The 26,841-nt window shown below is 64.4% G+C and carries 20 protein-coding genes and 1 tRNA gene; 11 read left to right on the top strand and 10 right to left on the bottom strand.

Translation table 11 applies throughout. The features are described from left to right. Positions 1–3: 3 nt before the first annotated feature. The 6 genes from ACDC66_RS13665 to pyrC all read right to left on the bottom strand — a co-directional run bounded on the left by ACDC66_RS13665 (position 4) and on the right by pyrC (position 6,231). The gene (locus ACDC66_RS13665; protein ID WP_376697288.1) at positions 4–960 is read right to left on the bottom strand and encodes an L-threonylcarbamoyladenylate synthase; all 957 of its coding nucleotides are present in this window, start codon (positions 958–960) and stop codon (positions 4–6) included. A 254-nt stretch (positions 961–1,214) separates the two neighbouring features. Next, positions 1,215–1,496 (bottom strand): hypothetical protein, encoded by a 282-nt coding sequence (locus ACDC66_RS13670; protein WP_376697289.1) that lies wholly within the window; start codon positions 1,494–1,496, stop codon positions 1,215–1,217. 229 nt (positions 1,497–1,725) lie between these two features. Further along, on the bottom strand, positions 1,726–3,102 hold the full coding sequence (locus ACDC66_RS13675) for a sigma-54-dependent transcriptional regulator (protein WP_376697290.1): 1,377 nt from the start codon (positions 3,100–3,102) through the stop codon (positions 1,726–1,728). A gap of 2 nt (positions 3,103–3,104) precedes the next feature. Continuing rightward, positions 3,105–3,632, bottom strand: a complete 528-nt coding sequence (locus ACDC66_RS13680) for a hypothetical protein (RefSeq protein WP_376697291.1) — start codon at positions 3,630–3,632, stop codon at positions 3,105–3,107. Continuing rightward, positions 3,629–5,140, bottom strand: coding sequence for a sensor histidine kinase (locus tag ACDC66_RS13685; protein WP_376697292.1), 1,512 nt, complete (start codon positions 5,138–5,140; stop codon positions 3,629–3,631). The genes ACDC66_RS13680 and ACDC66_RS13685 overlap by 4 nt, the downstream gene beginning before the upstream one ends. A 38-nt stretch (positions 5,141–5,178) precedes the next feature. Continuing rightward, the gene (gene pyrC, locus ACDC66_RS13690; RefSeq protein WP_376697293.1) at positions 5,179–6,231 is read right to left on the bottom strand and encodes a dihydroorotase; all 1,053 of its coding nucleotides are present in this window, start codon (positions 6,229–6,231) and stop codon (positions 5,179–5,181) included. A 134-nt stretch (positions 6,232–6,365) separates the two neighbouring features. On the opposite strand from pyrC, the gene ACDC66_RS13695 reads away from it, so the two are divergent. Next, on the top strand, positions 6,366–8,600 hold the full coding sequence (locus ACDC66_RS13695; RefSeq protein ID WP_376697294.1) for a TonB-dependent receptor: 2,235 nt from the start codon (positions 6,366–6,368) through the stop codon (positions 8,598–8,600). A gap of 70 nt (positions 8,601–8,670) precedes the next feature. Further along, entirely contained in the window at positions 8,671–10,488 is a 1,818-nt protein-coding gene (locus ACDC66_RS13700; protein WP_376697295.1) for a TonB-dependent receptor plug domain-containing protein, read from the top strand. Here the strand turns inward: ACDC66_RS13700 and ACDC66_RS13705 are convergent. The 4 genes from ACDC66_RS13705 to ACDC66_RS13720 form a co-directional block, all read right to left on the bottom strand. Continuing rightward, positions 10,482–11,558: an ABC transporter substrate-binding protein gene (locus tag ACDC66_RS13705; RefSeq protein ID WP_376697296.1), complete on the bottom strand. Its 1,077-nt coding sequence runs from the start codon at positions 11,556–11,558 to the stop codon at positions 10,482–10,484. The two genes, ACDC66_RS13700 and ACDC66_RS13705, sit on opposite strands and share 7 nt — an antisense overlap. Continuing rightward, the gene (locus ACDC66_RS13710; RefSeq protein WP_376697297.1) at positions 11,545–13,293 is read right to left on the bottom strand and encodes a chloride channel protein; all 1,749 of its coding nucleotides are present in this window, start codon (positions 13,291–13,293) and stop codon (positions 11,545–11,547) included. Before ACDC66_RS13710 ends, ACDC66_RS13705 begins: the two co-directional genes overlap by 14 nt. Before the next feature lie 11 nt (positions 13,294–13,304). Next, complete coding sequence (locus tag ACDC66_RS13715; protein ID WP_376697298.1) at positions 13,305–13,892, bottom strand: NnrU family protein; 588 nt, start codon at positions 13,890–13,892, stop codon at positions 13,305–13,307. A gap of 60 nt (positions 13,893–13,952) precedes the next feature. After that, positions 13,953–14,029 (bottom strand) — tRNA-Pro (locus ACDC66_RS13720). A gap of 392 nt (positions 14,030–14,421) precedes the next feature. On the opposite strand from ACDC66_RS13720, the gene ACDC66_RS13725 reads away from it, so the two are divergent. From ACDC66_RS13725 to mraY, 9 genes are all read left to right on the top strand, one after another. Further along, positions 14,422–17,706, top strand: a complete 3,285-nt coding sequence (locus tag ACDC66_RS13725; RefSeq protein ID WP_376697299.1) for a TonB-dependent receptor — start codon at positions 14,422–14,424, stop codon at positions 17,704–17,706. 162 nt (positions 17,707–17,868) lie between these two features. Next, complete coding sequence (gene ppnN / locus ACDC66_RS13730) at positions 17,869–19,236, top strand: nucleotide 5'-monophosphate nucleosidase PpnN (RefSeq protein WP_376697300.1); 1,368 nt, start codon at positions 17,869–17,871, stop codon at positions 19,234–19,236. 380 nt (positions 19,237–19,616) lie between these two features. Continuing rightward, entirely contained in the window at positions 19,617–20,069 is a 453-nt protein-coding gene (mraZ, locus tag ACDC66_RS13735; protein ID WP_376697301.1) for a division/cell wall cluster transcriptional repressor MraZ, read from the top strand. 2 nt (positions 20,070–20,071) lie between these two features. Next, positions 20,072–21,016 carry a 16S rRNA (cytosine(1402)-N(4))-methyltransferase RsmH gene (rsmH, locus tag ACDC66_RS13740; RefSeq protein ID WP_376697302.1) on the top strand — a complete coding sequence of 315 codons (945 nt, stop codon included), beginning with the start codon at positions 20,072–20,074 and terminating at the stop codon, positions 21,014–21,016. Then, positions 21,013–21,279 carry a cell division protein FtsL gene (gene ftsL / locus ACDC66_RS13745; protein ID WP_376697303.1) on the top strand — a complete coding sequence of 89 codons (267 nt, stop codon included), beginning with the start codon at positions 21,013–21,015 and terminating at the stop codon, positions 21,277–21,279. The genes rsmH and ftsL overlap by 4 nt, the downstream gene beginning before the upstream one ends. After that, positions 21,276–22,973, top strand: a complete 1,698-nt coding sequence (locus ACDC66_RS13750; RefSeq protein WP_376697304.1) for a peptidoglycan D,D-transpeptidase FtsI family protein — start codon at positions 21,276–21,278, stop codon at positions 22,971–22,973. Before ftsL ends, ACDC66_RS13750 begins: the two co-directional genes overlap by 4 nt. Continuing rightward, entirely contained in the window at positions 22,966–24,429 is a 1,464-nt protein-coding gene (locus tag ACDC66_RS13755; protein ID WP_376697305.1) for a UDP-N-acetylmuramoyl-L-alanyl-D-glutamate--2,6-diaminopimelate ligase, read from the top strand. The genes ACDC66_RS13750 and ACDC66_RS13755 overlap by 8 nt, the downstream gene beginning before the upstream one ends. Continuing rightward, on the top strand, positions 24,426–25,769 hold the full coding sequence (locus ACDC66_RS13760) for a UDP-N-acetylmuramoyl-tripeptide--D-alanyl-D-alanine ligase (protein WP_376697306.1): 1,344 nt from the start codon (positions 24,426–24,428) through the stop codon (positions 25,767–25,769). The genes ACDC66_RS13755 and ACDC66_RS13760 overlap by 4 nt, the downstream gene beginning before the upstream one ends. Next, positions 25,763–26,839, top strand: a complete 1,077-nt coding sequence (mraY, locus tag ACDC66_RS13765) for a phospho-N-acetylmuramoyl-pentapeptide-transferase (protein ID WP_376697307.1) — start codon at positions 25,763–25,765, stop codon at positions 26,837–26,839. The genes ACDC66_RS13760 and mraY overlap by 7 nt, the downstream gene beginning before the upstream one ends. Positions 26,840–26,841: the final 2 nt, after the last annotated feature.

A 26,841-nucleotide genomic window follows, 5' to 3' on the forward strand; every position in this document is an offset into this window, starting at 1 on the left:
CGGTCAGGCCGCGGCGCGCGCGAGCCGGTCGTGAATGGCGACCCAGGCCGGCTCGTCGGGTGGGCGCTGGATAAGTATGCGGTTGGCGCCGAGAGCGTCGAGTGAGCGCAGTGCGGCGTAGAGGCCCCTGGCATAGGCGGCGGGTTCGACCGGTAATGCTCGCCAGCCCATGAAGCCGCCCGGATCCGGCGTGTGGGCCAGCGCCAGCACGGCCGCTTGTGGATCGGGCCGGGCCAGGCTAGGCGCTTCGACCAATTCGACTCTCGTTGCCGGAGCATAGTGGGAGGGCAGGCGTCCCGATGCCCGCGGGCCCTCCGATTCGCCGGCACGAGTCGGCACTTCGCCGAGCACCTGGCTGAGTTGTTCAAGGCTGATCATGCCCGGTCTCAGAATTCTCGGCTGCGCTCCGCTGCAATCGACAATGGTCGACTCCACGCCCACTTCGCAAGGCCCGCCGTCGATTACGGCGGCAACCGTGTCCTGGTCTGCGAACTCGTCGAGGACGTGCTCGGCCGTGGTCGGGCTGATGCGCCCGAAGCGGTTGGCCGAGGGCGCGGCGAGCGCCCGGCCGAAAATCTTCAGGAGTTTCAGGGCCACCGGGTGGCCGGGGACCCGCAGGCCGACCGTTTCCTGGCCGCCGGTGACGACATCGGAAACCCGTGTGGCCTTTCGCACAATCAGGGTCAGCGGGCCGGGCCAGAAGGCGCGCGCAAGGCGACGGGCCGACTCGGGGGGCGAGTCGGCCCATTCCTCGAGGGCTTCGGTTCCCGGCAGGTGGACAATAAGCGGATGGTCGGCCGGCCGGCCCTTGGCGGCAAAAATCCGGCCAACGGCGTCGGCGTTGCTGGCATCGGCGGCAAGGCCGTAGACCGTCTCCGTGGGAAGGGCGACGAGTTTGCCTCGCGCCAGCAGCTCGGCAGCGCGGTTGAGGTCTTCATCGCTGCTGTTCAGGCGGATCATGGCCGAAGCGTCCTGGTGTATAGCATTTGGAAGGCCACCGGCTGCTGCGGCACTGGGCTGATCGGCTCGGCGGAAATGACTGAAGCAATGAATCCCATGCCTGCTGGCGATGACTGACAGACCAACCGGTATTATGCCCCCTTGCGTTGGACGGCCGACACAAAAAAGCCCGCCGACAACGTGGTGCCGACGGGCAATCGGTTGGGGAGTGCAGGGTGCGTCATGCCGGCCCAGGCAAGACGCCGGTGTTGCGCTTATGACTCGGGCCAGTCATCTTCCTGGGGCTGTGAACGCTGACAGTGCTTCTGGATCGCAGCGTTGTATTCGCTCCGATTGAGCCCCGCGTCGTCCTCTTTCTTGATCTGGTCGTAGGCTTGCGCGAGACAGGGCAGGGCCATGGCTTCGCTGCCGCTGATCAGTCCGTCTTCGTTACGGTCCATTTCCTCGAAACTGGGGTTCTGGGCCACGGCCACCGATGCAGCCATGGCGAGTGCGGCGATGAATGACATGAGGGAAAGTTTTCTGAGTTTCATCATGATCAACTCCTTCTAGCGTTGCTCGAAAAAACAAGCCTTGAGGCTCGGTTACTCCCCAGCAGATGCCGTGCCAAATCGGAAAAATACTGGTTAATCAGGGGTGTACGATTTCTGGCAGGGCAGACGGCGGATAAAGTTGTTGCCTTCAGGCGACAGGTCGGTGGGGCATCGTGCTACGAACCCTGCGAGTGCGCCGATCGCGAGTGTCGCCGATTGGCGACAGGCGGGTTCAGGGCTTGAAGTCGGACGGGTCGAGCCGGTGGCGCTTGAGCAGGCGATAGAACTCAGTGCGGTTACGACCGGCCAGGCGTGCGGCTTCACTGACATTGCCCTGGCTCATGCGCATGATGCGAGAGAGATAGTCGCGCTCAAAGCTGTCGCGGGCCTCGGCCAGTGGCTTGATCCCCCCGGATTCCCGACGCAGGGCGCGCCGTACCAGATCAGCGGGAACGGGCCCGCGGCGCGACAGTACGCAGGCCTGCTCGACGACATTGCGAAGTTGGCGAACATTGCCCGGCCAGTCATGGCCAAGCAGCACACGCAGGGCTTCACGCGAGAAGCCGCGGATTTGCTCGCCCTCCGGCTTGTCGGCCTGGATGTCAGCAAGGAAGTGCTCGGCCAGGGGCACGATGTCTTCAGGTCGTTCGCGCAGCGCTGGAATGTCGAGCTGAACGACGTTGAGCCGATAATAGAGGTCCTCGCGAAACCGTTCGTCGCGAATGGCCTGTTCCAGGTCCCGGTGGGTGGCGGAGATGACGTGCACGTCGGTCTCGATTTCCTCGGTTGCACCGACCGGGCGGATGCGTTCTTCCTGCAGGGCGCGCAGCAGCTTGGCCTGGAAGGCCGGCGGCATGTCGCCGATCTCGTCGAGCAGCAGCGTTCCGCCGGCAGCCTGGACGAACAGTCCGTCGTGATCGCGGTCGGCGCCGGTGAACGCGCCCTTGCGGTAACCGAACAGTTCCGATTCAAGTAGCTCCGCCGGGACGGCGGCGCAGTTGATGGCCACAAAAGGTCCATCGCGGCGCGGCCCGGCATTGTGAATGGCGCGGGCGATAATCTCCTTGCCCGAGCCGCTCTCGCCGTGGATGAGAACGCTGGCGTCGCTTTCGGCGATCAGTTCGATTTCCGACAGCAGACGCTCCATGGCCTGGCTGCGGGTGATGATGCCGTGATCCTGCCTGCCCGGTGCCCGCGGCTGGCCGGAGCGGGTGTCGATGGCCTCGGCGATGGTCTCGAGCAGTTCCTGGCTGTCGAAAGGCTTGGTCAGAAAGCCGAATGCGCCCTCGCTTGTGGCGGTGACGGCATCGGGAATGGTGCCGTGGGCGGTCAGGATGATCACGGGCAGGGTTGGATCGCTCTCGCGTAGTTGGCGAAACAGCGCCATGCCGTCCATGCCCTCCATCCGCAGGTCGGTGACGACTACGTCGGGCGTGTGGCTCGCTGCCCGGCCTAGCGCGTCTTCGCCGCTGGCGGCTGTATCGACGCGGTAACCGTTGGAACTCAGGCGCAGGGAGATCAGCCTTAGCAATCCCGGGTCGTCATCGACCAACAGAATGCGCGGCGCATTGTCGCTCGAGTCGTGTCCCGTCGGGGCGGCTTCAGCCATGGCTAGCGCTCCTCGCTGTCCGGCTCCCGATCACGCTCCTCGAGCTCTTCATCGATCTCGCGCAGTGCGGCCAGTTTCTCGAGCGTGCGAAGGTGTGCTTCGCGCTCGGTATCCAGCGCTCGTGACAGTCGTTGCCGGTCGCGATTACTGTCGATCTGCCGGGCCAGCAGCTCGGTGATGACTTTGAGGGTCGTGCTGGTCCCTTGCTCAAGGCGGCGGTCGGTCGGCGTGTCCTGCGCCAGCTGCTCGAGGCCCTCGAGGGCGCGGTCGGCATTGCGGATTTCGGCCGGGCCGAGTATTTCCAGCAGTGAGCGCTCGAGTCGGGCGGTCCAGTCTTCGATATGCGTCAGGCCGGCGTACCAGGTATGCGCGTTGGTGTCATCGATACGCAGCGCGCGGTCTACGCGTACCACGATATCGGTGGGGGTGATCGCGTCGTCATTTCCCTCTCCGTCCGGTCGGGCGCCGGCGGAAAGCGCGATACCCGCAAGGATGATTACGGCGACAAGTCGCGGAACGGAAACGCTCATGGGTTCGAGTCTCGTGGTTGCTTCAATGGAATACGGATTTCGAAGACGGTGGACCAGCCGGGCTGACCGACCAGGGCGACATCGCCGCGGTGGGCACGCACCAGGTCCCGGCAGATCGCCAGGCCCAGCCCGCTGCCGGGGCGGGTGCGCGTGTGTCTGCTGTCGCCCCGGTAGAAGGGCTCGAAAAGCTGATCGTGATCGCGAGCCTGGATCCCGGGGCCCCGGTCGGCGACCCGGATGATGGCATGGTCGTCACCGTTATGGATATCGACGCCGATTGTGCCACCGTCATGCGAGAACTTCAGGGCGTTGGATACGAGGTTGTCGAGGGCTGTGGCAAGCATGTCCGGGTCGCCCTCGACGGTCACCGGCCCGGAAGCGTCTAGTTCGACCTGCATGTTGCGCGCCTCCATGGCCAGCCGGTGGTTGGCGAGTACGCGGCCGGCCAGTTCATCGAGCCGCACTTTCCGATGGAGGTGCGGTTGCGTCCCGCTTTGCAGGCGATTGAAGCGCAGCAGGTTCTCGATCTGTTCCTGCAGCCGTTCGATGTTGGACTGGATGATGCCGATGACCTCATGCTGCTGACTGCCGAGCGCGCCGAAGCTCTGGTCGGACAGCAGACTGGCGCCCTCGCGGATGGCGCTCAATGGTGTCTTGAGTTCGTGCGAAACCTGACCGACGAGGCGGCGCCGGTCGCGTTCGGTTCGCGTCAGGCGACGGCGCACCCACTCCATGCGGATCGACAGCGCGCGCAAGTCGCGCGGGCTGGTGATTTGCTCGATGCGCGCCTGCTCCGGCCGCGCCAGGGCCCGCATGCCCTGGTCGAGCCGGCGTACACGCCGGTTCAGAAAACTCGCCATCAACAGCGCCAGAGCGATGGCCAGCGGAACGGTCAGGCCGAGACTCAGGAAAGAGAAATTGCGAGCCGACTCGCCCATTTGCTCGAGCCGTTCGAGCCCCTCGCCGGCGGCCGCTTCGCTGTCGAGAAGCAGGGTGCTGGCGCGTTCGTTGAGGCGTCCGAAGTCGTCGGCCAGGTGCCGTGGCCAGTCTTCGTCGGTTTGTGCATCCAGAGTCCGGTCTAACAGGACCTGACTTCGCTCCCGGAGCGCATCGGCATGGCGAACGAGTGGTTCCGTGGCGGTGAGAATCATGAAGTTTTCAAGATCCTCGGTCAGGGTGCGGTGGCGCCCCAGCAGGCTGCTGCGTGCCTCGCGGTCGCGCAGCACGCGGTACTGACGCGCGGCGCGCTCGAAGGCCGTCACGCGCTCACCGATCTGTCGCGCTGAGCGCGTGACCGACAGGCTGCGGTCGAGCAGTTGTTCGCCCTCGCGTGTGACGCGGTCGATCTGCCCGCCGGCGATGATCAGTGCGATAAGCAGCGGCAGCGCCACCAGCGCGAAGCCGGCCAACTGCAGTGTAAGCACCGAGCGTGTGCCTAGGCGGCGGCCGAGCCGGCGCCGGATGCGCCGCAGGCGTGTGGACAGCAGGTGAGGGGTGGTTTCGGGCATCGTGGGAGCTGGGACGCCACATTGCCGCCGGGGTTCAGTCACCCGGGGGGGCTGGCACCCTCGAACAACTGCCAGCCTGGCGCCTGTCCGGCGAACAGAGGGACGACGATGTCTTTGCCGCAGCGAACTCGTTCGGGAATGCACCGGTCCGAGCGTTCGAGGACGATGCAATCGGCGTTGGGCTCCAGGCCGTAGAAGGCAGGGCCGTGCAGGCTGGCAAAGCCTTCGAGCTTGTCCAGTGCATCGGCGGCTTCGAAAACTTTCGTATAGAGTTCGATCGCCGCCGGCGCCGAATAGACGCCGGCGCAGCCGCAGTCGGACTCCTTGGCGTGCTTCGGGTGCGGGGCGCTGTCCGTTCCCAGGAAGAAGCGTTCGCTGCCACTGGTGGCGGCGGCGACCAGGGCCCGGCGGTGGCGCTCGCGCTTGATCAGCGGCAGGCAGTAATGGTGCGGGCGCAGGCCGCCGTCGAACAGGGCATTACGATTGAACATCAGATGGTGGACGGTAATGGTCGCCGCGATCGGGCCGGGCGCCGATTTCACGTAGTCGATTGCGTCGCTTGTGGTGGCGTGCTCGAGCACCATCTTCAGCGCGGGAAAGCGCGCTCTCAGCTTTTCCAGGTGGCGTTCGATGAACACCGCCTCGCGGTCGAAGACGTCGATGTCGCCGTCGGTGACTTCGCCGTGCATCAGCAGCGGCAGGCCGTGTTTCTCCATCGCCTCGATCACCGGGTAGACGTGCTCGAGGTCGCGCACTCCCGAATCTGAGTTGGTGGTCGCACCGGCCGGGTAGTACTTGACCGCGTGCACGAAATCGCTTTCGGCCGCCTGTCGAATATCGTCGGTCGTGGTGGTTTCGGTCAGGTACAGCGTCATCAGCGGTTCGAAGCGGCTGCCCTTCGGCAGCGCCGCCAGTATGCGGTCGCGATAGGCGTGTGCGTCGGCAACGGTTCGCACCGGCGGCTTGAGGTTGGGCATGACGATGGCGCGGCCAAAAACGTGGGCGGTGGCCGGGACCACGGCAGCAAGCATGTCGCCGTCTCGCAGGTGCAGGTGCCAGTCGTCGGGGCGTCTGATTTCGATTCGGTTCACTATTACGGATCTTTGAGCCGGGTTCGATGAGCATTCTAGACGCTTCCTGCCAATCGGACGTCTTGACCACTGAGGAATTCCCGGCAATAATGAATTGATATAACATTACATTTATAGACCGGATGGAGACCTTGATGCTTCGATCGACACTTCTGCTGACCGGCCTGTTGCCACTGATTGTTATGGCGCAGGATGCCGAAACCGAACAAGATGGCGATTCGCACACCGAACATACGGAACTGGAGCGGGTCGTGGTCAGCGCCCTGCCGATCGCACGCAGCAAGCTGGATTCCGCCCAGCCGATCGACGTGCTGTTCGGCGAGGAACTCGACGACCGGCGCGGCCTGACCCTGGGCGAGACGCTGATGAAGCAGCCGGGCGTGCACTCGACCAGCTATGGTCCCGGTGCCGGCCGGCCGGTGATCCGCGGGCTGGGCGCCGGCCGCGTGCAGGTGCTCGAGGACAGCCTGCCCGCCGTCGACGTCTCGGCGCAGTCGGACGACCACGCCGTCAGCGTGGAGCCGATGCTGATCGACCGCGTCGAGATTCTGCGTGGCCCGTCGACCCTGCTGTTCGGCTCGGGAGCCATCGGTGGGGTGGTCAATGTGATCGATGGACGCATTCCCGAGCGTGTCCCGGCCGAGTCGCTGGAGGGTCGCTTCGAACTGCGAGGCAACACGGTGGCCGATGAGCGCACCGGCGTGCTGCGACTCGACGGCGGCAGCGGTAACTGGGCCTGGAACATCTCGGGCACCTGGCGCGATGCCGGGGACTACGAGATTCCCGGCCTGGCCGAGGCCGAGCCCGAAGAGGAACACGATGAGGAGGAGCAAGGTCATGAAGAGGACGAAGCCTTCGGTGTCCTGCCCAACAGTTTCGTTGAGTCAAAGTCCGGTTCGGCTGGCCTGAGCTGGATCGGTGAGCGCGGCTTCTTCGGCGTCTCGATCAAGCAGTTCGAGACCGATTACGGTATCCCTGCGCCGCATGCGCACGAAGATGAAGACGAACACGGTGAGCACGGTCTCGACGCTTTCCGTTACGCGCGCCTTTCCGAAGACGATCACGAGGAGGACGAACACGGCGAAGAAGGGGAGGATGTCTTCATCGATCTCGAGCAGACGCGCTGGGACGCCAAGGGCGCGCTCAACGATCCCCTGCCGGGCTTTACCCGCGCGACCCTTCGCACCAGCTACAGCGACTACACGCACGCCGAACGCGATGTCGGCGGTGGACATGAAGAAGAGGGTGACGAGCATGAAGAGGGCGATGAGCATGGCCCTGAAGATGCTCACACGATCTTCGACGTCGAGGCCTGGAACGCCCGGCTTGAAATGGAGCACCAGCCGCTTGCCGGTTGGCGCGGCGCGCTGGGTTTCCAGTTCGAGAACAAGACCCTTTCGGCCATCGGCGAGGAAGCCTACATACCCGACGGTGATACGCGTTCCTGGGCCTTGTTCGCGCTCGAGGAAAAGCAAACCGGCCCCCTGACCTGGACGCTGGGCGCGCGCGTGGAGCGCAACGAGATCGAGGTCGACGAATTGCTGGCGCATGATGAGGGCCACGAGCACGAGGAAGAGCACGAGGATGAGGGGCCCTTGCGGCGTAGTTTCACGACCGTATCGGGAAGCGCCGGTGCGTTGTGGCGCATCGACGAGCGCTGGCAGACTTCGTTGAACTACTCCTACGCCGAGCGCGCGCCGTCGCAGGGCGACCTGTTCGCCAACGGCCCGCACGCGGCCACCTTCACCTTCGAGCGCGGTGCGAGCGACCTGGATGAGGAAGTCACCAACGGACTGGACTTCATCGTTCACCGTCACGGCGACGATTTCGACGTGGAAGCGAGCCTGTTCTACAACGCAATCGACGACTTCATCTATCTGGACGAGACCGGCGAGGAGCTCGATGGCCTGCCGCTGCGCCAGACCCGGCAGCAGGACGCAACCTTCTACGGCGGGGAACTGCAGGCGGTGTGGCACCTGCCGCGCACGGCCGCCGGTCACTTCGACCTGCGCGCCGGCTACGACTGGGTGCGCGCCGAACTGGACTCGGGCGAGAACCTGCCGCGTATTTCCCCGGCGCGCTATACCGCCGGCGTGGACTGGCATCGCGGCGACCTGCGCGGCAGCCTGGAATACCAGCACGTCACCGACGCCGATGAACTGGCTCCCAACGAGACGCAGACCGACGGCTACGACATGCTCGACCTCAACGTCAGCTACTTTTTCCCGCTCGGTACTGCCGAGCTCGAAGCTTTCGCCAAGCTGTCCAACCTGCTCGACGAGGAAGCGCGCGTGCACACGTCCTTCCTGAAGAACTTCGCGCCGCTGCCGGGGCGCAATGTTGGATTCGGCCTGCGAGGCCGATTCTGAGGCTGTAAACTTTTAGAGTCTATTTACGGTAGACTGTCGCGCTTTTCCTCGATGCAAGGAGTTGAAAAGCGTGTCCATTACCGCCCGATATTGGCTCATTCTGGTTCTGTTTCTCGGTGCCGCGGTCTTCCCGGTGCGGGCGCAGCCGGATGCCACCGCGGTGTTCGACCCGGTTACGGTGAGCGCCAGCCCCGCGGGGCGTAGCCTGGCCGAGAGCTTCCAGTCGGTGACCGTCATCGGCCGCGACCGGATCGAGACCTGGCCGGCCGCGACCCTGGCGGACCTGCTTGCCGGCGTGGCCGGCGTGGATGTCCAGCGCCGCGGCGAACCGGGCGTGCAGGCCGATGTCGGCATTCGCGGCACCGGCTTCGAGCAGACCGTGATCCTGCTCGACGGCATGCCCATGGGCGATCCGCAGACGGGTCACCACAACCTCAATCTGCCCGTGCCGATCGAGCACATCGAGCGCATCGAGGTGGTCAAGGGCCCCGGTGCGATGGCCTACGGTGGCAATGCCACCGGTGGGGTGATCAATATCGTGACCCGTCGTAGTGACGAAACTACGCTGACCGCACAGGCGCGCCTGGGCAGCCACGACACCCGATCAGGCAGCTTTTCCGGCGCCGCTGCAGTGGGGTCGAGCGATCATCGCCTGAGCTTCGACCACCTGCGAACCGACGGTCACTTGCCGGAGAAGCGCGCCGACGCCGATCTGACCCGCGGGCTCTACACCGGCGGGGTAAATCTGGACACGGCCGGCCTGAGATGGGGCCTCGGCGCGGAAAACCGCGACTTCGGCGCCTGGAAGTTCTACACGGCCGACTTTCCCGACCAGCGCGAGCGCACGCAGACGCGAACGGCTTGGCTGGCCGCCGACACCAGCGCGGGCGACTGGGCGCTGACGCCGCAGTTGTGGTGGCGTGAGCACGACGACTGGTTCCGCACGCTGGTGGCCGGCAATGCATTCATCAATCGCCATGCCACCCGGGTGCAGGGCCTGCGAGTGTCAGGCCGGCGCAACTGGGGCGGCGGCGTGAGCGCGCTCGGCGCTTCGCATTCGCGCCAGCGTATCGACTCCAATGCGCTCGATCGTCACGATCGCGACGAGACCCAGGCCTGGCTGGTGCACCGCCAGCCGCTGGGCGAGCGCACGGCCGTCGAGGCCGGTGTTTCGCTGGTCGACTACAGCGATTACGGGCGCTATGGCCTGCCGACGCTCGCCGTTCGACACAAAATCAATGAACGCTGGACGGCCTTCGCGTCATGGGCGCGCTCGGCGCGCGTGCCGTCCTACACCGAGTTGTTCCTGCAGACTGGCGGCAACCTGGGCAACCCGGAACTGGAACCCGAGCGCTCCGACTACGCCGAGGCGGGCCTGCGTTTTCGCTTCCGTGCACACCGGATCAACCTGGCGTTGTTCGAGCGCCGCACCGATACGCTCATCGACTGGGCGCGCACACCGGGTGACGTCCAGTGGCAAGCCGGACAGTTCGACGGTCACCGCAGCCGCGGCGGCGAAATCGAGTGGCGCTGGTTTCCCGAGCAGCGCTGGCTCGAACGCGTGGACCTGGCCGCAACCGTGCTCGACACCGAGCTGGACGCGCGTGGCCTGGAGATCAAGTACGCGCTCGACTACCCCGAGCGGGGCGTGACCGGCGGCGCGGTCTGGCGGTTGGGTGAGTCCGTACGCCTGACGACACGCGCCCGTTACCAGGATCGGAGCACGGGCGAGTCCGGCACGCTGGTCGACCTGCGCCTGGGATGGCGGGTATCGAACGTCGAACTGTTCGCCGAGGGCAATAATCTGCTCGACAAGCGCCTGGTGGAGGCCGGGTTCGCGCCGCTGCCGGGGCGATGGCTCTACGCGGGTGTTCGCTTCGACTATTGAGCGTCTGTGTCCAGCCAGCGGCGGAATCGTTCGCGGATGCGGTCAAGGGTATGGGCGTACCAGACGATGTCCTTGGCCACCGCGTTCGCGCTGTTGTAGGCGTGGGTGGGGATATGCGGGCGCATGTCGATGCCGGTTTCGGGGTGGCGCCGGATCTGGGCCTCGGCCGAGTGCCGCGCCGGCCCGTAGGCGAGTCGTTCGGCCAGTTCGACCAGCGGCTCGGTTTGCGTGGCAAAGCGAATGAATGCGCGCGCGGCCTCGGGCCGGCCGGCATCGGCCGGAATCACCCAGGTCTGGAATTCCTGCACCTGGCCGTCCCAGATGATCTCGATGCTGCTGCCGGGATCGAGTTGGGCGTTGAAGAAGCGACCGTTGTAGCCGGAGGCCATGACCGCCTCGCCGGACTCTAGAAGTCGAACCGGCTCGTCGCCGGCCTCCCACCAGGTGATGGAATCTCGAATGTCGTCCAGGCGCCGGAAGGCCAGGTCCAGGCCGCGCGGGGTCGACAGCAGGTTGTAGAGCTCTTGGCGCGGCACGCCGCTGGCCAACAGCGCCCATTCCATGTTGTCGGCCGGCGTCTTGCGCAGCGCGCGCTTGCCCGGGAAGGTCTCGGTATCGAACAGATCGGCCACCCGGCTGGGACGCTGGCCGGAAAACGCCCGGTTGTCGTAGGCGATGACGGTGGCGTAGACGGTATGGGTGATGGCGCAGCGGTGGCGGGCGCCGCCGATGAAGTCTTCCCGGGCGGGGGTCCCGTCGCTGCCCGGCGGCAGTTCGAGATCGTCGATCGACGCCAGGCGATCGTCCGCGCAGGCGGCCAGGGATTCGCTTATGGCCATGTCCACCAGGTCCGGTGCCTGTTCGAGAATGCCGGTGCCGCCGTTGTAGGGCATCGTTTCGACGGGCACTCCGGTCTCGGCTTCGAACGGCTCGAACAGCACCTCACGCTGTACGCGCTCGTAGGCACCGCCCCAGGTCGCGATCACCAGCGGCTCCTCCTCGGCCGCGAGCGGTGCGGCGGTCAGGCCGGCCAGAAGCGCGCAAATCAAAGTCCGGTCAGGCCGTGGCATGTTCCTCCTTGCGCATCCGTTCGAGCAATTCCAGGTAGGCGTTGATCAGTTCCGACTCGAATACGGTACCCGCCAGGCGCCCGTCCTTGTCGAGGACCGCGACCCCCTCACCGACGAAGTGGCGCATCGCGTTCATCGCATCCCAGACCGTTTCGTCTTCGCGCATGCTCAGCGCATTGCTGTCGCACCATCGCTGAGCCGGCTCGTCATCATCGGCGGCGACCAGCTCGTGGAGGTGGACGGTGCCCACGTAGTAACCGCGGGCGTCGACCAGGTAGGCTTCGGCCGAGCCGGCCTTGACGATCGCCTCGCGCGCTTCACCCGCCCGGGCGTCCGGCCGGACCGTGACATAGTCGTCCGAAATCAGCTCGGCAAGCGTGTGCGTGCGCAGGATGGCGCGGCTGCGGCCGCCGGAGAGATCGTGGCCGCGCTCGGTTAATTGCCGGTCGAACAAGGAGCGCCCGAAGAATCTCGAGGCCACCAGGTTGGCCAGGGCCACGCTGGCCAGCGCGGCAATCGTCAGCGGATAGCTGGCGGTCATTTCGAAGACGATGATGACCGTCGTCAGCGGCGCACCGATGACCGGCGCGGTCACCGCCACCATGCCGCAGACGGCGTAGACCACCAGTGCCGACAGATCCAGGCTGAAGACCGTGGCGACTACGCTGCCGAACAGTGCGCCGAACAGGCTGCCGATAACCAGCGCCGGGCTGAACACGCCGCCGGCAAAGCCCATCCCCAGGCACCAGGCGGTGGCCAGCAGCTTGAGCGTCATCACCAGCAGCAGCTCCCACTGGGTGAACGCGCCCTCGATGAAGGCCAGGCGCAGCGTCTCCGAACCCATGCCGAGAATATCCGGCACCCACAGCGCGGTCAGGCCCAGCCCCAGGCCGGCCAGCGCCGGGCGTAGCACGGCCGGCACCTTCATGCGCCTGGCGATGCGGGCCATGCGCAGCAGCGCCGACATGTAGGCGACCGCCACGCCGGCGCTGGCGATGCCCAGGATGATGAACAGTCCGAATTCCCAGAGATGGGCGACTTCCGCCTCGGCCACCTGGAACAGCGGCGGCTGCGGCCAGATCAACTGGGCGGTCACGTGCCCGAGCACCGAGGCCACGGCCACCGGCGCGAAGGCGCGCAGGGCGAAGTGGCGCAATACAACCTCGTGTGCGAACAGGATGCCGGCAATCGGCGCGTGGAAGACCGTGGAGATGGCCGCGGCCACGCCGCAGGCAATCGCGATATTGTCGCTGCTCACATCGGCGCGAAACAGCCGCGCCAGTCCGGAACCGACGCTGCCGCCGACGTGAACCAGTGGCCCGTACTGGCCCACCGACGCCCCCGAGCCCAGGGAAACCAGGCTGGATACGCCCGTGAGCAGGCCGGTGCGCAGGGGCAGGCGACCCTTGCGGGTCTGGACGGCGGCGATCAAGTCGGCGGGCGAGTGCGGTCGCCGGTCCGGAATGAAGCGATGCAGGATGCCGCCGACGAGTCCGCCGGCGGTGGGAACGATGATGATCGCCAGCGTGACCAGCCAGGCGTCTTCTTCCATCATCCGGCTGCGCGGCGATATCAGCAGCAGGTCGTTGAGCCAGCCGATGGCGGCGACAAAGCCGTTGGCCAGCACCGCCGAGACCATGCCGGCGAGCGCGCCGAGCAGGACGACAAGCGCCACCCGGCGCAGCAGTTCGGCGGGTTCTCGTCGTTGGGGTGCCGATTCGACCGAGTCGCTCATCGGCCGGTCCGCTAGCTGATGACGGGGACGCCGAACAGGATCGGATGCAGCCAGAAGGCGAAGGCGACGTAGAGCGCCAGCCCGCCCACGACCACGATGATGTCGTTGGCGCGCGAGGCCGGCAGCTGCGGAATGTCACGCTTGGGCCGGCGCTTGAGCGAAATCCGGTCGGCCACCGCCCAGACGAGGAAGCCGCCGAACAGCAACACGTCGGCCAGGGTGCCGTTGACCAGCAGATGGGCCAGCGCCCAGGCCTTGACCGCCACCAGCATCGGGTGCCCCAGTGCCTGCTGGATGCGGCCGGGAAAATACGCCGCCAGCAGGGCCGGGAACACGAACAGCATCAGCAGCATGTTCACATGGCGCAGGAAGGCCGGCGGCTGGTAAAGCCAGGTCGGATCCATCCGCGCCTGGCCGTAGCCGATGACGATAAGCACCAGCCCGACGATGGCCAAAAGGCCGTAGACACCCTTGAACGGCATCTCGCCCATCTTCGCAACCATCGAGTCGCGCCAGCGCCAGGAAATGATACTGATCGAGTGCGTGCCCAGAAACAGCACCAGGCCGAGAATCAGCAGGGTCATGGATGGTTCCCTCATTGCAATCCGGCCCTCATTGTAAAGGCTCGGCGCGGCAGGGAAGATGGGGAGAAGAAGCGGTGGTCGGGGTGACTGGATTCGAACCAGCGACTCCTGCCTCCCGAAGACAGTGCTCTACCAAGCTGAGCTACACCCCGACGGAAGCCGGCCATTCTAGTGCAACTGCCCCCGTGGGGCAAGCCTGCTGGCGGCATTTTTCTCGCGCGGGTCAGACCCTCGAATCGAGGCGGCATTGGGCGTATAGTTGACTCTGTTTTCGGGCCCGCGACAGCCACTCTTCGGAGGGTGAATTCAGTCGGTCGGGTCGCGAGAACGGGGAATGCAACAGTTGGTGATGAGGGATCGCTGCGTCCGGCCGAGCGAAAGTTTGTTCTGATAGTTGTCGCGATGTGGTCGGAAAGTTAAAATACTGTAATCCCGCTGTCACCGAGGGTTTCTAGAATTGGTCGCACTCGTCGCCGAGGTAACGAGCTGCGGGCCGTGCCTTGAAGTGTATCGGATCCAAAATGTCACCCAATGGAGTAACTTCATGAAATTTGTAGGCTTTTCGCGACTTTCGCGCGTCTGGTCGGCGTTCATGGTGCTCGGTATGCTGGCGCTCGTCAGTTTGCCGGCAATCGACGCCGTCGCCCAGAGCACGTCTGCCGATATTCGTGGTCGTGTGGTCAGCGAGGGCGGCAACGCCGTTTCCGGCGCCACTGTCCAGATTCTTCACCTGCCTTCCGGCACGGTCTCCGAGGCCGAAACCGGCGAAACGGGCGGCTTCTTCCGCAGCGGTCTCCGCGTCGGTGGTCCGTACCAGATCACGGTTCAGGCCGAGGGCTACGAGGGTGAGCAGGAAGGGGATATCTTCCTCGAGCCGGGCTCGCAGGATCCGCTCGTTTTCACCCTGAGCGAGACCGGTCGCGATCTGGATCGACTCCAGGTCGTCGGTACCGCGATTTCCGAGGCGACGGCGCTGAACAACGGTGTCGGTTCGACCTTCAGTGCGCGCGACATCCAGAATCAGCCGTCGGCCGATCGTGACGTCATTTCCACCCTGGCCCGTGATCCGCTGGTTCAGAGCGAGGAGGTCGGCATCATGTCGGTCGCGGGTACGAACCCGCGTTTCAACGCCTTCGCCATTGACGGCTCGCTGCAGCAGGATGATTTCGGCCTGTCCGACGGTACGTATGCCACCACCCGGTCCCCGATCAACCTCGACGCCGTGGAATCGGCCACCCTGGTTGCCTCCGACTACTCGGTGACATCCAGCGGCTTTACCGGCGGCCTGGTCAACGTGGTCACCAAGTCGGGCACCAACGAGTTCGATGGCTCGCTGTACTACGCCTATCAGGATGACTCCATGATCGGCGAGGATTTCGACGGCGGCACCTTCGATCCGGGCGATTTCGAGGAAGAGGAATACGGCTTCACCCTGGGCGGCCCGATCGTCAAGGACAAGCTGTTCTTCTTCGTTTCCTACGATGAATACGAAAACGCTTCGCCGGTGGACTTCACCAACTCCGACCAGTTCAATGGCGTTGATCCGGGCTTCTTTGAGGTTGCCCGTCAGGCCATCCAGGACACCTACGGCTTCGATCCGGGCGGCCGCCCGCAGGTCGTCAACGTGCCGGAAATCTCAGAGCGCACGCTGGCCAAGGTGGACTGGAACATCACCAGCACCCAGCGGCTTTCGCTGACCTATCAGAAGTCGGAAGAAAACGACACCAGCGTCGGCGCCGATGAGTTCGAATCGGCCTGGTACGACATCCCGCTGTCGATCGAGGCCTACACCGCCGAGCTTTTCTCGGACTGGACCTACAACTTCTCGACCAACCTGCGCGTTAACTACACCGAAAAGGTTCGTGGCCAGAACTGCCGCGCAGGTACCCAGTTCGGACAGATCTCGCTCGACTTTTTCGACCTCGACAGTGTTGCCGGTAGCCCGCTTGAAGGCCTGCTCACCGAAGACGGCAACAGCTTCATCGCCGGTTGTGACAACTTCCGTCACGCCAACGCCTTCGACGATGAGCGGCTGCAGGTCTTCGCCTCCGGCGAGTACTTCATGGGCGATCACCTGATCACTTTCGGTACCGAGTACCAGCAGTACGACCTGTTCAACGCCTTTATCCCGTTCTCCAACGGCGACTTCCAGTTCAGCAGCTACGATGATCTGGTCAACGGCACGGCCGACGTGTTCTACAGCAACGTTTCCTCGAACGACGCCCAGCAGGGCGCTGCTCAGTGGGGCTACGATCACTGGGCCTTCTTCGTGCAGGATACCTGGTCGGTTACGCCGGACTTCGAGCTGAGCTACGGTGTGCGCTACGAGCGCTTTGATCAGAGCGATGCGCCGCAATTCAGCCAGGCCGTGTTCGACGAGTACGGCGTGGATACCAGCAACAACATCGACGGCAACGATCTGATCATGCCGCGCATCGGCTTCTTCTGGCGCCCGTGGGATCGCGCCAGCATCAGCGGTGGCTTTGGCCTCTACGCCGGTGGCGATCCGAAGGTCTGGACGTCCAATGCCTTCCAGAATCCCACCTTCGGCGCCTTCGCCGGCGGTGTGCAGGGCGTGGATTTCACCCAGGTGCCGCAGCAGTTGATTGACCAGGTCGCGCAGGGCACGGCCATGCCGATCGACTACATCGACGAAGACTTCGACACGCCGTCGGACTGGAAAGGTTCGGTGCGCTTCGAGCAGGCTTTCGATTTCCAAATCGGCGGTCTCGACCTGGGCGACAATTACCGCTTCACCGCACAGTATCTGTATACCGAGGCGCGTGACGGTTTCATCTGGAAGAATCTGGCCCATGAAAACGATGCGGCCTTGCCCCTGGGCACCGCTCCGGACGGCCGCCCGATCTACGCCGACCTGGAAGACCTGGGTATTCCAAACCTTACTCAGCTGACCAACAGCAGCGGCGCCAACAGCAGCGTCATCTCGGTGGGTCTGGCCAAGTACTTCGACAGTGGCGTCAATTTCAACTTCAGCTATGCCTACCAGGACACGGAAATCGTTTCCGAGGGTACTTCCTCGCGGGGCATTTCCAACTGGCGTTCGATTTTCGCGGCCGACAGAAACAATCCGGACCCGCGTACGTCGCCTTTCCAGGTCGAGCACTCCTTCAAGCTCAACCTTGGCTACGAGCGAGCGTTCTTCGGCAGCTACGCTACCCGTGTCGATTTGTTCGGGCGCGTATTCAAGGGCGACGTGTTCAGCACTTCGTTTGACGTGTCAGACGACAATGCTCTGTTCGGCCGCGCCGGTCTGGGTGAAGATCCGTTCGATAACAGCCCGCTCTATATCCCGGATCTTAATGGCGACCCACGCGTTGTCTATGGTTCAGGCTTCAACTTTGACGAGTTTGCCCAGTACGTTCGCGACAACAACATCTCGACCGGTGAAATCCATGACCCCTACTCGTCGGTATCCAACGACTGGAACAATATCTGGGACCTGCGCTTCCAGCAGGAGATCCCGAGCATTCCGGGGCTGGATCGTTTCGTCGGCGACAACCGGTTCAAGGTCGTCCTCGATATCGAGAACTTCCTGAACCTGATCAACGATGATTGGGGTCGTTATACGAACGGACCGTTCTTCGGTCAGGCGCCGGTCGTGGCAGCAGACCTGGTGTCGGCCGCCGATGTGGCCGCCAACGGCATCGACGGCGCTGATGCTCTGACCGGCGACCAGCCGCGTCAGGTCTGCCAGAGCGCCGGAGACTGCGTCTACCGTTACAATGATTTTGACGGTGACCCCACTGCGTTTACCGATCGTGAGCGTTCGGTCTACGAAATCCGCCTGACCCTGCGCTATGATTTCTGATCGCGCGGATTAGAAAGGTTCGAGCGCCCGGCTTCGGTCGGGGGACTCGAAGGAAACGGCCAGCCCGCGTGCTGGCCGTTTCTGTATTTGGGGTTCATAATGACCGGTTGGGAAATGAATACAGAACTGATGAACAAGACTGCAGAACATACGAGTGAGTGCATGAAGGACACGGTTTCCACTCGCGTCTATCCGGCCCGCAGCCTCAAGGTGCTATCACGTGCGGAAGTCGCGCGGCTGTCGGATGCCACGGAAGAGGTGGGCGAGTTGCTCCGCCAGGTCGCGTTGGCCGTGTTGACCTCCGGCGAGCAGGGCGACGATGCCGAACAAATGCTCGAGACCTACTCCGATTTCAGCATCGAAGTGCACCAGGTCAACCGCGGGATGCGAATCGACCTCGAGAACGCTCCGGGCTGTGCCTTCGTCGACGGTGAGATGATCCGCGGCATTCGTGAGTTGCTGTCATCGGTCGTGCGCGACATCGTCTATTTCCACACCGAGATCCATCCGAGCCCCTACTTCGATCTCGACAGTTCGGACGGCATCACCAACACCGTCTTCGAGAGCCTGCGCAACGCCAAGCTTCTCGATACCGAACTCGACCCGCAGATGGTCGTGTGCTGGGGCGGGCACTCGATCAGCAGCGAGGAATACGACTACACCAAGGAAACCGGTTACCAGCTGGGCCTGCGCGGCATGGACATCTGTACCGGCTGCGGGCCGGGCGCCATGAAGGGACCGATGAAGGGCGCGACCATCGCCCACGCCAAGCAGCGAACGCTGCCCGGCCGCTATATCGGTATTTCCGAGCCCGGCATCATCGCCGCCGAATCACCCAACCCGATCGTCAACGATCTGGTCATCATGCCCGACATCGAAAAGCGCCTGGAGGCCTTCGTGCGTCTGGGGCACGGCATCATCGTCTTTCCCGGGGGCGTGGGGACGGCGGAGGAAATCCTCTACCTGCTCGGCGTGTTGCTCAACCCCGAGAACCAGGACATGCCGTTTCCGCTGGTCTTTACCGGCCCCGAATCGGCGCGCGATTACTTTGAGGAAATCGACCGCTTCGTGGGGCTGACCCTGGGAGAAGCTGCGCGCAAGCGCTATCACATCATCATCGACAACCCGGTGGCCGTGGCCCGGCACATGGCCGAGGGAATGCAGCGGGTGCGGCAGTGGCGTGTGGACACCAACGACGCCTTCTACTTCAACTGGATGCTGAAGACCGACCTGGCTTTTCAGGAGCCATTCGAAGTCACCCACGAGAGCATGGCGGCTCTCGATATTTCGCCGGATCTTCCGGTGCACGAAATGGCGGCCAACCTGCGCCGGATGTTCTCGGGCATCGTTACCGGCAACGTAAAGCCCAACGGCCTGCGCGCGATCCGCGAGCACGGCCCGTTCGAAATCAAGGGTGAACCGGCGGTGCTTCGCGCCCTGGACGACCTGCTCAAGCGCTTCGTCGACCAGCACCGCATGAAGCTCCCCGGCGACAAGCCTTATCAGCCCTGTTATCGCATCGTGAACTGATCTCCAAGGCCGGAAGCGGCCCGCCTCGGCCGCGGCATAGTGAACCGGTGTTGGCTGGTTGGCTTGTTCGCTTGTTTGCTGGTTCGGCACCCGATGGTTTCGCGGGGCGGCTTCACCGCGTGTTTCTCGGTGGCATCTGAGATCATTGGCCAACCAGCCAACCAGCCAACCAGCCAACCAGCCAACCAGCCAACCAGCCAACCGACCACCGACCACCGACCACCGACCACCGACCACCGACCACCGACCACCGACCACCGACCACCGACCGGCCCCAACCCCCTGAAACTGCTTGACACTCTGCCGCCCCAGGGCTATGGTGGCGCGAAGTGGGAAATTGTGGGATTTAGTGGTATTGGAGTGGAAGCGAGTGTCGAGCCGTGTTTTTTGGTGAAACCGCAATCAATCTGGACGCCAAGGGCCGCCTGGCGGTGCCGACGCGTTACCGCGAGGCGCTCGAGGCAGATTGCGACAATCGGCTGGTGCTCACCTACTCCGCTTTCGATTCCGGCTGCCTGTGGTTGTACCCGCATCCTGAGTGGGAGCGAATCCGCGACGAAGTGATGGGGCTGTCCACCTTCAATCCCAGCCATCGCAGCTTGCAACGTCGGCTGGTGGGTTCGGCCACGCAGCTCGAACTGGACGCCAATTCCCGAATCCTTATGCCGGCCACACTCAGGCAGGTGGCCGGGCTGGAAAAACGCGTGGTCTTCATGGGCATGGGCCAGCGATTCGAAATCTGGAACGAGGACATCCTCAATCAACGCCGTGCTGCCGAGGAGCGAGAGATCCAGGAGCAGGCCTCGCCAGAAATGGCGCAACTGGTCCTTTAGTCATGTCCAAGGGCCACGAACATGTACCGGTGCTGCAAGGGCCGGCACTGGATGCGTTGAGGATTCGTGCCGATGGCGTTTACGTCGATGGCACATACGGTCGGGGCGGGCACAGCGCAGCCATGCTGGCCCGGCTCGGCGAGGAAGGGCGACTGGTGGTAACAGATCGAGATCCACAGGCCATTGCCGATGCCCGCGCGAAATATGCCGACGACGGCCGGGTGACGATTCGGCGGGCGAATTTCGCCGAGATCGGTTCGATTGTCGACGAGCTTGGCCTTGGTGGTCGCGTGGACGGTCTTCTGCTGGATGTCGGCGTTTCCTCGCCCCAGCTCGAGGACCCCGAGCGCGGTTTCAGCTTTCAGCACGACGGCCCCCTGGACATGCGCATGGATCCCGAAAGCGGTGAGTCGGTGGCCGAGTGGCTCGCCCGTGCCGATGCGTCCGATATTGCCCGCGTCATCAAGGAATACGGCGAGGAGCGCTTTGCCCGTCGCATTGCTCGCGCCATCGTCCAGATTCGTGAAACAGAGCCCATCGAGCGGACCGCGCAACTGGCCGCCATCGTCAGCGATGCGGTACCGGGTTCGCCATCGCCCCGTCATCCGGCCACGCGCACTTTTCAGGCGCTTCGCATCTTCATCAACGACGAACTCGGCGCGCTCGAGCGCGCGCTGGATGAGGGGATCGAATTGCTCGCCCCGGGCGGACGATTCGTCGTCATCAGCTTTCACTCGCTCGAAGACCGGCTGGTCAAGCGCCGTTTTGCAAAGGCCGCCAAGCCGCCGCCCGCCAGCCGTCGTTTGCCCGCGATGGAGACATTCGTGCCGAGCCTGAAGCTTATCGGCGGCCTGGTGCAGGCCGATGAAGACGAAGTGGAACGCAACCCGCGAGCTCGGAGTGCCCGCATGCGCGTGGCCGAGAAAACAGTCGGGGAGGCAGCATGATCCGCTGGCTGCTCCTGCTCCTTCTGACCGCGGCAGTAATGGCCAGCGCCATCGGGGTGGTGGTCTTGCGCCACGAATCGCGCCAGTTGTTTGTCGCGCTGCAGGAGGCCGAGACCGAGCGTGACGCGGCCCGCATGGAGTGGAGTCGTCTGCAGCTCGAGCAGGCATGGCTGGGTGATGCTGGCCGGGTCGAGGGCCAGGCGCGCGATGAGCTGGGGATGAAATCGCCCGAAGACGTTCGAATCCTGGTGACCTCGCCATGACCGACAAGCCGAACAATCGGGGCACCCTGCGCGTGTGGATCACCGCTGGCCTGATGCTGCTGGCGGCGGTAACCGTGGTGGCGCGTGCGGTCAACCTGCAGGTCATGGAGACCGAGTTCCTGCAGAGCCAGGGCGAGGCGCGCTACCTGCGCGAGGTCTCGGTTCCCACAGTGCGCGGCAGCATCCTTGATCGCAACGGCGAGCCACTGGCCGTATCCACGCCGGTGGAGTCGGTGTGGGCGCATCCCGGTGAGCTGCTGCAGGCGGCCGATCGTATTCCCATGCTCGCCAGCCTGCTCGATGCCGACGCCGAAGACATGGAGCGGCGCCTGACCCAGCGTGCCGGCCGCGAGTTCGTCTGGTTGCGTCGTCAGATCAATCCCGACCTGGCCGAAAAGATTCGCGAACTCGAGATCCCGGGCGTATTCCTGCAGCGTGAATACCGCCGTTTCTATCCCACCGGTGAAGTCAGCGCCCAGGTGCTGGGTTTTACCAACATCGACGACGTGGGCCAGGAAGGCCTGGAACTGGCCTACAACGATTGGCTGCAGGGCCAGCCCGGCGCCAAGCGGGTCATCCAGGATCGCTTCGGCCGCGTCGTCCAGAACGTCGAGTTGATCCGTGAGGCGAGCCCGGGTCGCGACCTGAAGCTGACCGTCGACCGGCGGCTGCAGTACCTCGCTTTTCGCGATCTCAAGACCACAATCATGGAATACGGTGCCCGGTCGGGTTCGGTCGTCGTGCTCGATGTGGACTCCGGCGAAATCCTCGCCATGGTCAACTACCCTTCCTACAATCCCAATGCCGCCACGCGTATTCCTTCCGAAGGCTTGCGCAACCGCGCGCTGACCGACGTGCTCGAGCCCGGCTCGGTGATGAAGCCCTTCGCCGTGGCTGCCGCGATGGAGGCCGGCATCGCGCAGCGCGACATGGTGGTCGACACCTCCCCGGGCGTGATCAACGTATCCGGCCACGATATCCGCGACGTGCGCAACTACGGTGAACTCACGGTCGAGCAGTTGCTGACCAAGTCATCCAACGTCGGTGTCGTACAGCTGGTGCTGTCGATGGACGCTCGGCATCTGTGGAGCATGTATTCGCGTTTCGGTTTCGGTTCGGTTGCCGGCACGGGCTTTCCCGGCGAATCGGCCGGCGTGCTTCGCGACTACGAGCGCTGGCGCAAGCTCGAGCAGGCCACGCTGGCCTATGGTTATGGACTTTCGGTGACGCCGTTGCAGCTGGCGCGTGCCATGGGCGCCATCGCCGACCAGGGCCGTCTGCGTCAGCCCACCTTCATTGCCGATTCCGACAATCCCCCGCATTCGGTACTCGATCCCAACCTGGCGGACCAGCTTGCCGGCATACTCGAGACGGTCACCGGCCCCGAGGGCACCGGTCAGGCTGCCCGGGTCGAAGGCTATCGCGTCGCCGGCAAGACCGGCACCTCGCGCAAGGCGGCTGCCGGTACTTACGGTGATCGTTACGTTGCCAGTTTCGCCGGTTTCGCGCCGGTATCCGACCCGGAGCTGGTCGCCGTGGTCGTAATCAATGATCCCTCGGGCGAGGAGTACTACGGCGGCCAGGTCGCCGCCCCCCTTTTCGCCGACGTGATGGCCGCCGGTCTGCGCCTTTTCAACGTGCCGCCCGACGACCCCGGCATGCTGCTGACGCGCGTGGAGGAGTCCCATGAGTGACCGGCTGTTGAACATGCAGGCACTCCTCGACGGCCTGGTGGACCTGCCGGAGGGCGAGTGGCCGACCGTTTCGGGCCTCTGCCTCGATTCCCGGCAGGTCAGGCCGGGTGACCTGTTCGTGGCGCTGGCCGGCGCCACGGAGCACGGCATGAAATTCGTCTACCAGGCACGCGACAAGGGGGCAGTGGCGGTCGTTCACGATGGACGGCTGGCTTCGCCCGAAGACCTTGGGCTGCCCGAACTCGCGGTGCCCGGTCTCTCCGATCGTCTGCCCACGCTGGCGCATCGTTTCTGGGGTGATGCCGTCGACGGCCTGGATCTCGTGGCCGTGACCGGCACCAACGGCAAGACCTCGGTCGCATGGCTGCTGGCCCAGGCGCTCGACGGCGCCATGATCGGCACCCTCGGCTTCGGGCGCCCGGGGCAACATCAGACCGGCTCGCTCACCACGCCCGACATCTTCAGCGTCTATCGGCAACTTGCCGATCTGGCCCGTGAGGGTTTTGACAGTGTCGTTCTGGAGGCCTCCTCCCATGCCCTGGATCAGGGCCGGCTCGACGGGCTGTCGTTTACCAGCACAATCTTCACCACGCTGGGTCACGACCACCTCGATTATCACGGCGACCGCGCAAGCTACGGTGCCGCCAAGGCCCGCCTTTTCACCGAGTTCGACAGCGAGCGAAAGCTCATCAACCTCGATGACGACTTCGGGGAATCCCTGGTCGGGCAGCTTGCCGGCCGTGGCCGTGTCGTGGGTTACTCGCAGGCCTACCACCCCGATGCCCGGGCCAAGGCGAAGCTGTTGAGCGCGGATATGAGCGGCCTGTCGGCGGAGTTCGAGCTTTCATGCGGCCGCCTCGAGGCGCGTTCGAGCCTGCTGGGACGCGTCAACCTCTGGAATCTGCTGATCGTGGCTGCCGAACTGGCCGAGCGCGGAAAGGACTCCGAGGCCATCGCCGCGGCCCTGGCCCGGCTCGAACCGGTACCGGGCCGCATGGAACCCATCGGCCGCGACGGCGCGCCGCTGGCCATCATCGACTACGCCCACACGCCCGATGCGCTCGAGACCGCCCTGATCAGCGCGCGGGAACTCGGTGCCGGAACGCTGTGGTGCGTGTTCGGCTGCGGCGGCGACCGTGACATCGAAAAGCGCCCGCGCATGGGCCGGATTGCCGAGCGATTGGCCGACCACATCGTGCTGACCGACGACAATCCGAGAGGTGAAGACGGGCTGGCCATCATCCGTGCCATCCAGGCCGGCATGCAGCAGCCGCAGCGTTCAGTCGTGATCCGCGATCGCGCCCGGGCGATCTCGCATGCCCTGTCAAGCGGTGAGCCCGGCGATATCGTGCTCGTGGCCGGCAAGGGCCATGAGACCGACCAGGTCATCGGTGACCAACGCCTGCCTTGTGACGATCACGTCAGCGTGCGAGAAGCGCTGGGGGTGGCGGCATGATGCAGTTCACCCTCTCGGCAATGGCGAAATTCGCGCGCGGTCGCCTGGTTGGCGGGGACGCCGAGGTCCGCGGCATGACCCACGACGCCCGGCGCGTCGAGGCCGACAACCTGTTCTGTGCCTTGCCGGGTGAGCACCACGACGGCCACGATTTCATCGTCCAGGCGCGTGAGAACGGCGCCGCCGCGGCGCTGGTCGCCCGCCCGGTCGAGGATGCCTTGCCGCAACTGGTTGTCGACGATGTGCGCGAAGCCATGGGCGTCATTGCCCGGGCCTGGCGCGAGCGGCTGGACGTGACCGTTGTCGGCATCACCGGCAGCAACGGCAAGACCACGGTCAAGGAAATGGTGGCGGCAATCCTGGCAAGCGAGGGTCCAACCCTGGCCACGCAGGGCAACTACAACAACGAACTCGGTGTGCCGCTGACCCTGGCGCGGTTGGATCCCTCACACCAGTTCGCCGTCATCGAAATGGGCGCCAACGGTCCGAACGATATCGGCTATCTCGCCGGCCTTGCCAAACCGTCGATCGGTGTCGTGACCAATGCGGCCGCGGCGCATCTTGAGGGCTTCGGCAGCCTCGAAGGGGTGGCCCGGGCCAAGGGTCAGATGTTTACGGCACTACCGGTCGAGGGAACCGCCGTGATCAATGCCGACGATGAGTACGCCCCATTGTGGCGCGAGCTCGCCGGCGATCGTCGAATCATCAGCTTCGGTATCGACGGGGCGGCCAACGTCTCCGGTGTGCTGACAAGAGGCCTCGGGCGCGTCCATACGCCGGCGAGCGACTTCGAGTTTCAGCCGGCCCTGCCGGGCCGTCACAACTTCTACAACGCCCTGACCGCCACGGCGGTGGCCGTCGCCCTGGATGTGCCGACAGCGCGCATTGTCGATGCGCTTTCGAACATGGCAAGCCTGCCCGGACGGCTGCAGTTTCGCCGCCACCCGGACGGCTGGCAGCTGGTTGATGACACCTACAACGCCAATCCGGCCTCGCTCTACGCGGCCCTCCAGGCGCTTTCCGAAATGGGTGGCGAAGAGCACTGGCTGGTACTCGGCGACATGGGTGAACTCGGCCGCGACAGCGAACGTCTGCACGCGGAGATGGGCCACACCGCCCGCGATCTCGGTGTTCGCCGATTGTTCACCGTTGGCAGGCTGGCCCGTGCCAGTTCGGACGCTTTCGACGGCGACGCCCGCCACTTCGAAAACCAAAGCTCGCTCATTGAAACGCTTTCGTCGCAACTGCACGCCGGGGTGACCTGCCTGGTCAAGGGTTCGCGCTCGATGGGCATGGAGCGCATCGTCGAGGGACTGTTGAAGGAGGCGAGCCCATGCTGACCTGGCTGCTCGACCATGTTCTGATGGCCGACGTCGCGTTGTTCGGCTACATTACCTTCCGGACGGTGATGGCCGCGCTGACCGCAATGATCGTCTCCTTGCTGGTCGGGCCGCTGTTCATCCGGCACATGACCCAGCGCCAGATCGGCCAGCCGATCCGCGAACTCGGCCCGGAGTCGCACCTGACCAAGGCGGGCACGCCCACCATGGGCGGCACGCTGATCCTCATCGCGCTACTGATTTCGACCCTGCTGTGGGCCGACCTGGCCAATCGCTACGTCTGGATGGTGCTCTTCGTGACAGTCGCCTTCGGCGCGATCGGGTTCGTCGACGACTGGCGCAAGCTCAAGTACAAGAACAGCGAAGGGCTGTCGGCACGCTGGAAATACAGCCTTCAGTCGCTGGCGGCATTGGCCGTGGCGATCTTTCTTTACCTCAGCGCGGATGTGGCCGCCAATACCCAGCTGTTCGTGCCGTTCTTCAAGGACATTGCGCTGCCACTGGGCATGGGCTTCGTGGTCCTGACCTATTTCGTCATTGTCGGCTCATCCAATGCCGTCAACCTCACCGATGGACTCGATGGCCTGGCCATCATGCCGGCGGTGTTCGTGTCGGCCGGTCTCGGCATTTTTGCCTATGCGACGGGCAACACGGTGTTCGCCGAATACCTGGCCATGCCCTATATTCCCGGTGTCGGCGAGCTGGCCATTTTCTGCGCGGCGCTGGCCGGTGGCGGGCTCGGCTTTCTATGGTTCAACACCTATCCGGCGCAGGTGTTCATGGGGGATGTCGGCGCCCTGGCCGTGGGCGCGGCGCTCGGCCTTGTCGCCGTGGCGGTGCGCCAGGAAATCGTGTTCATGGTAATGGCCGGCATCTTCGTCATCGAGACCCTGTCGGTCATCCTGCAGGTGGCTTCCTACAAGCTCACCGGCCGGCGCATATTCCGCATGGCGCCGATCCATCATCACTTCGAACTCAAGGGCTGGCCCGAGCCGAAGGTCATCGTTCGCTTCTGGATCATCTCGGTCATGCTCGTTCTGGCCGGCCTTGCGACGATGAAGATCAGGTGATT

It is taken from the genome of Wenzhouxiangella psychrophila (assembly GCF_042310375.1).
Lineage (GTDB): Bacteria > Pseudomonadota > Gammaproteobacteria > Xanthomonadales > Wenzhouxiangellaceae > Wenzhouxiangella.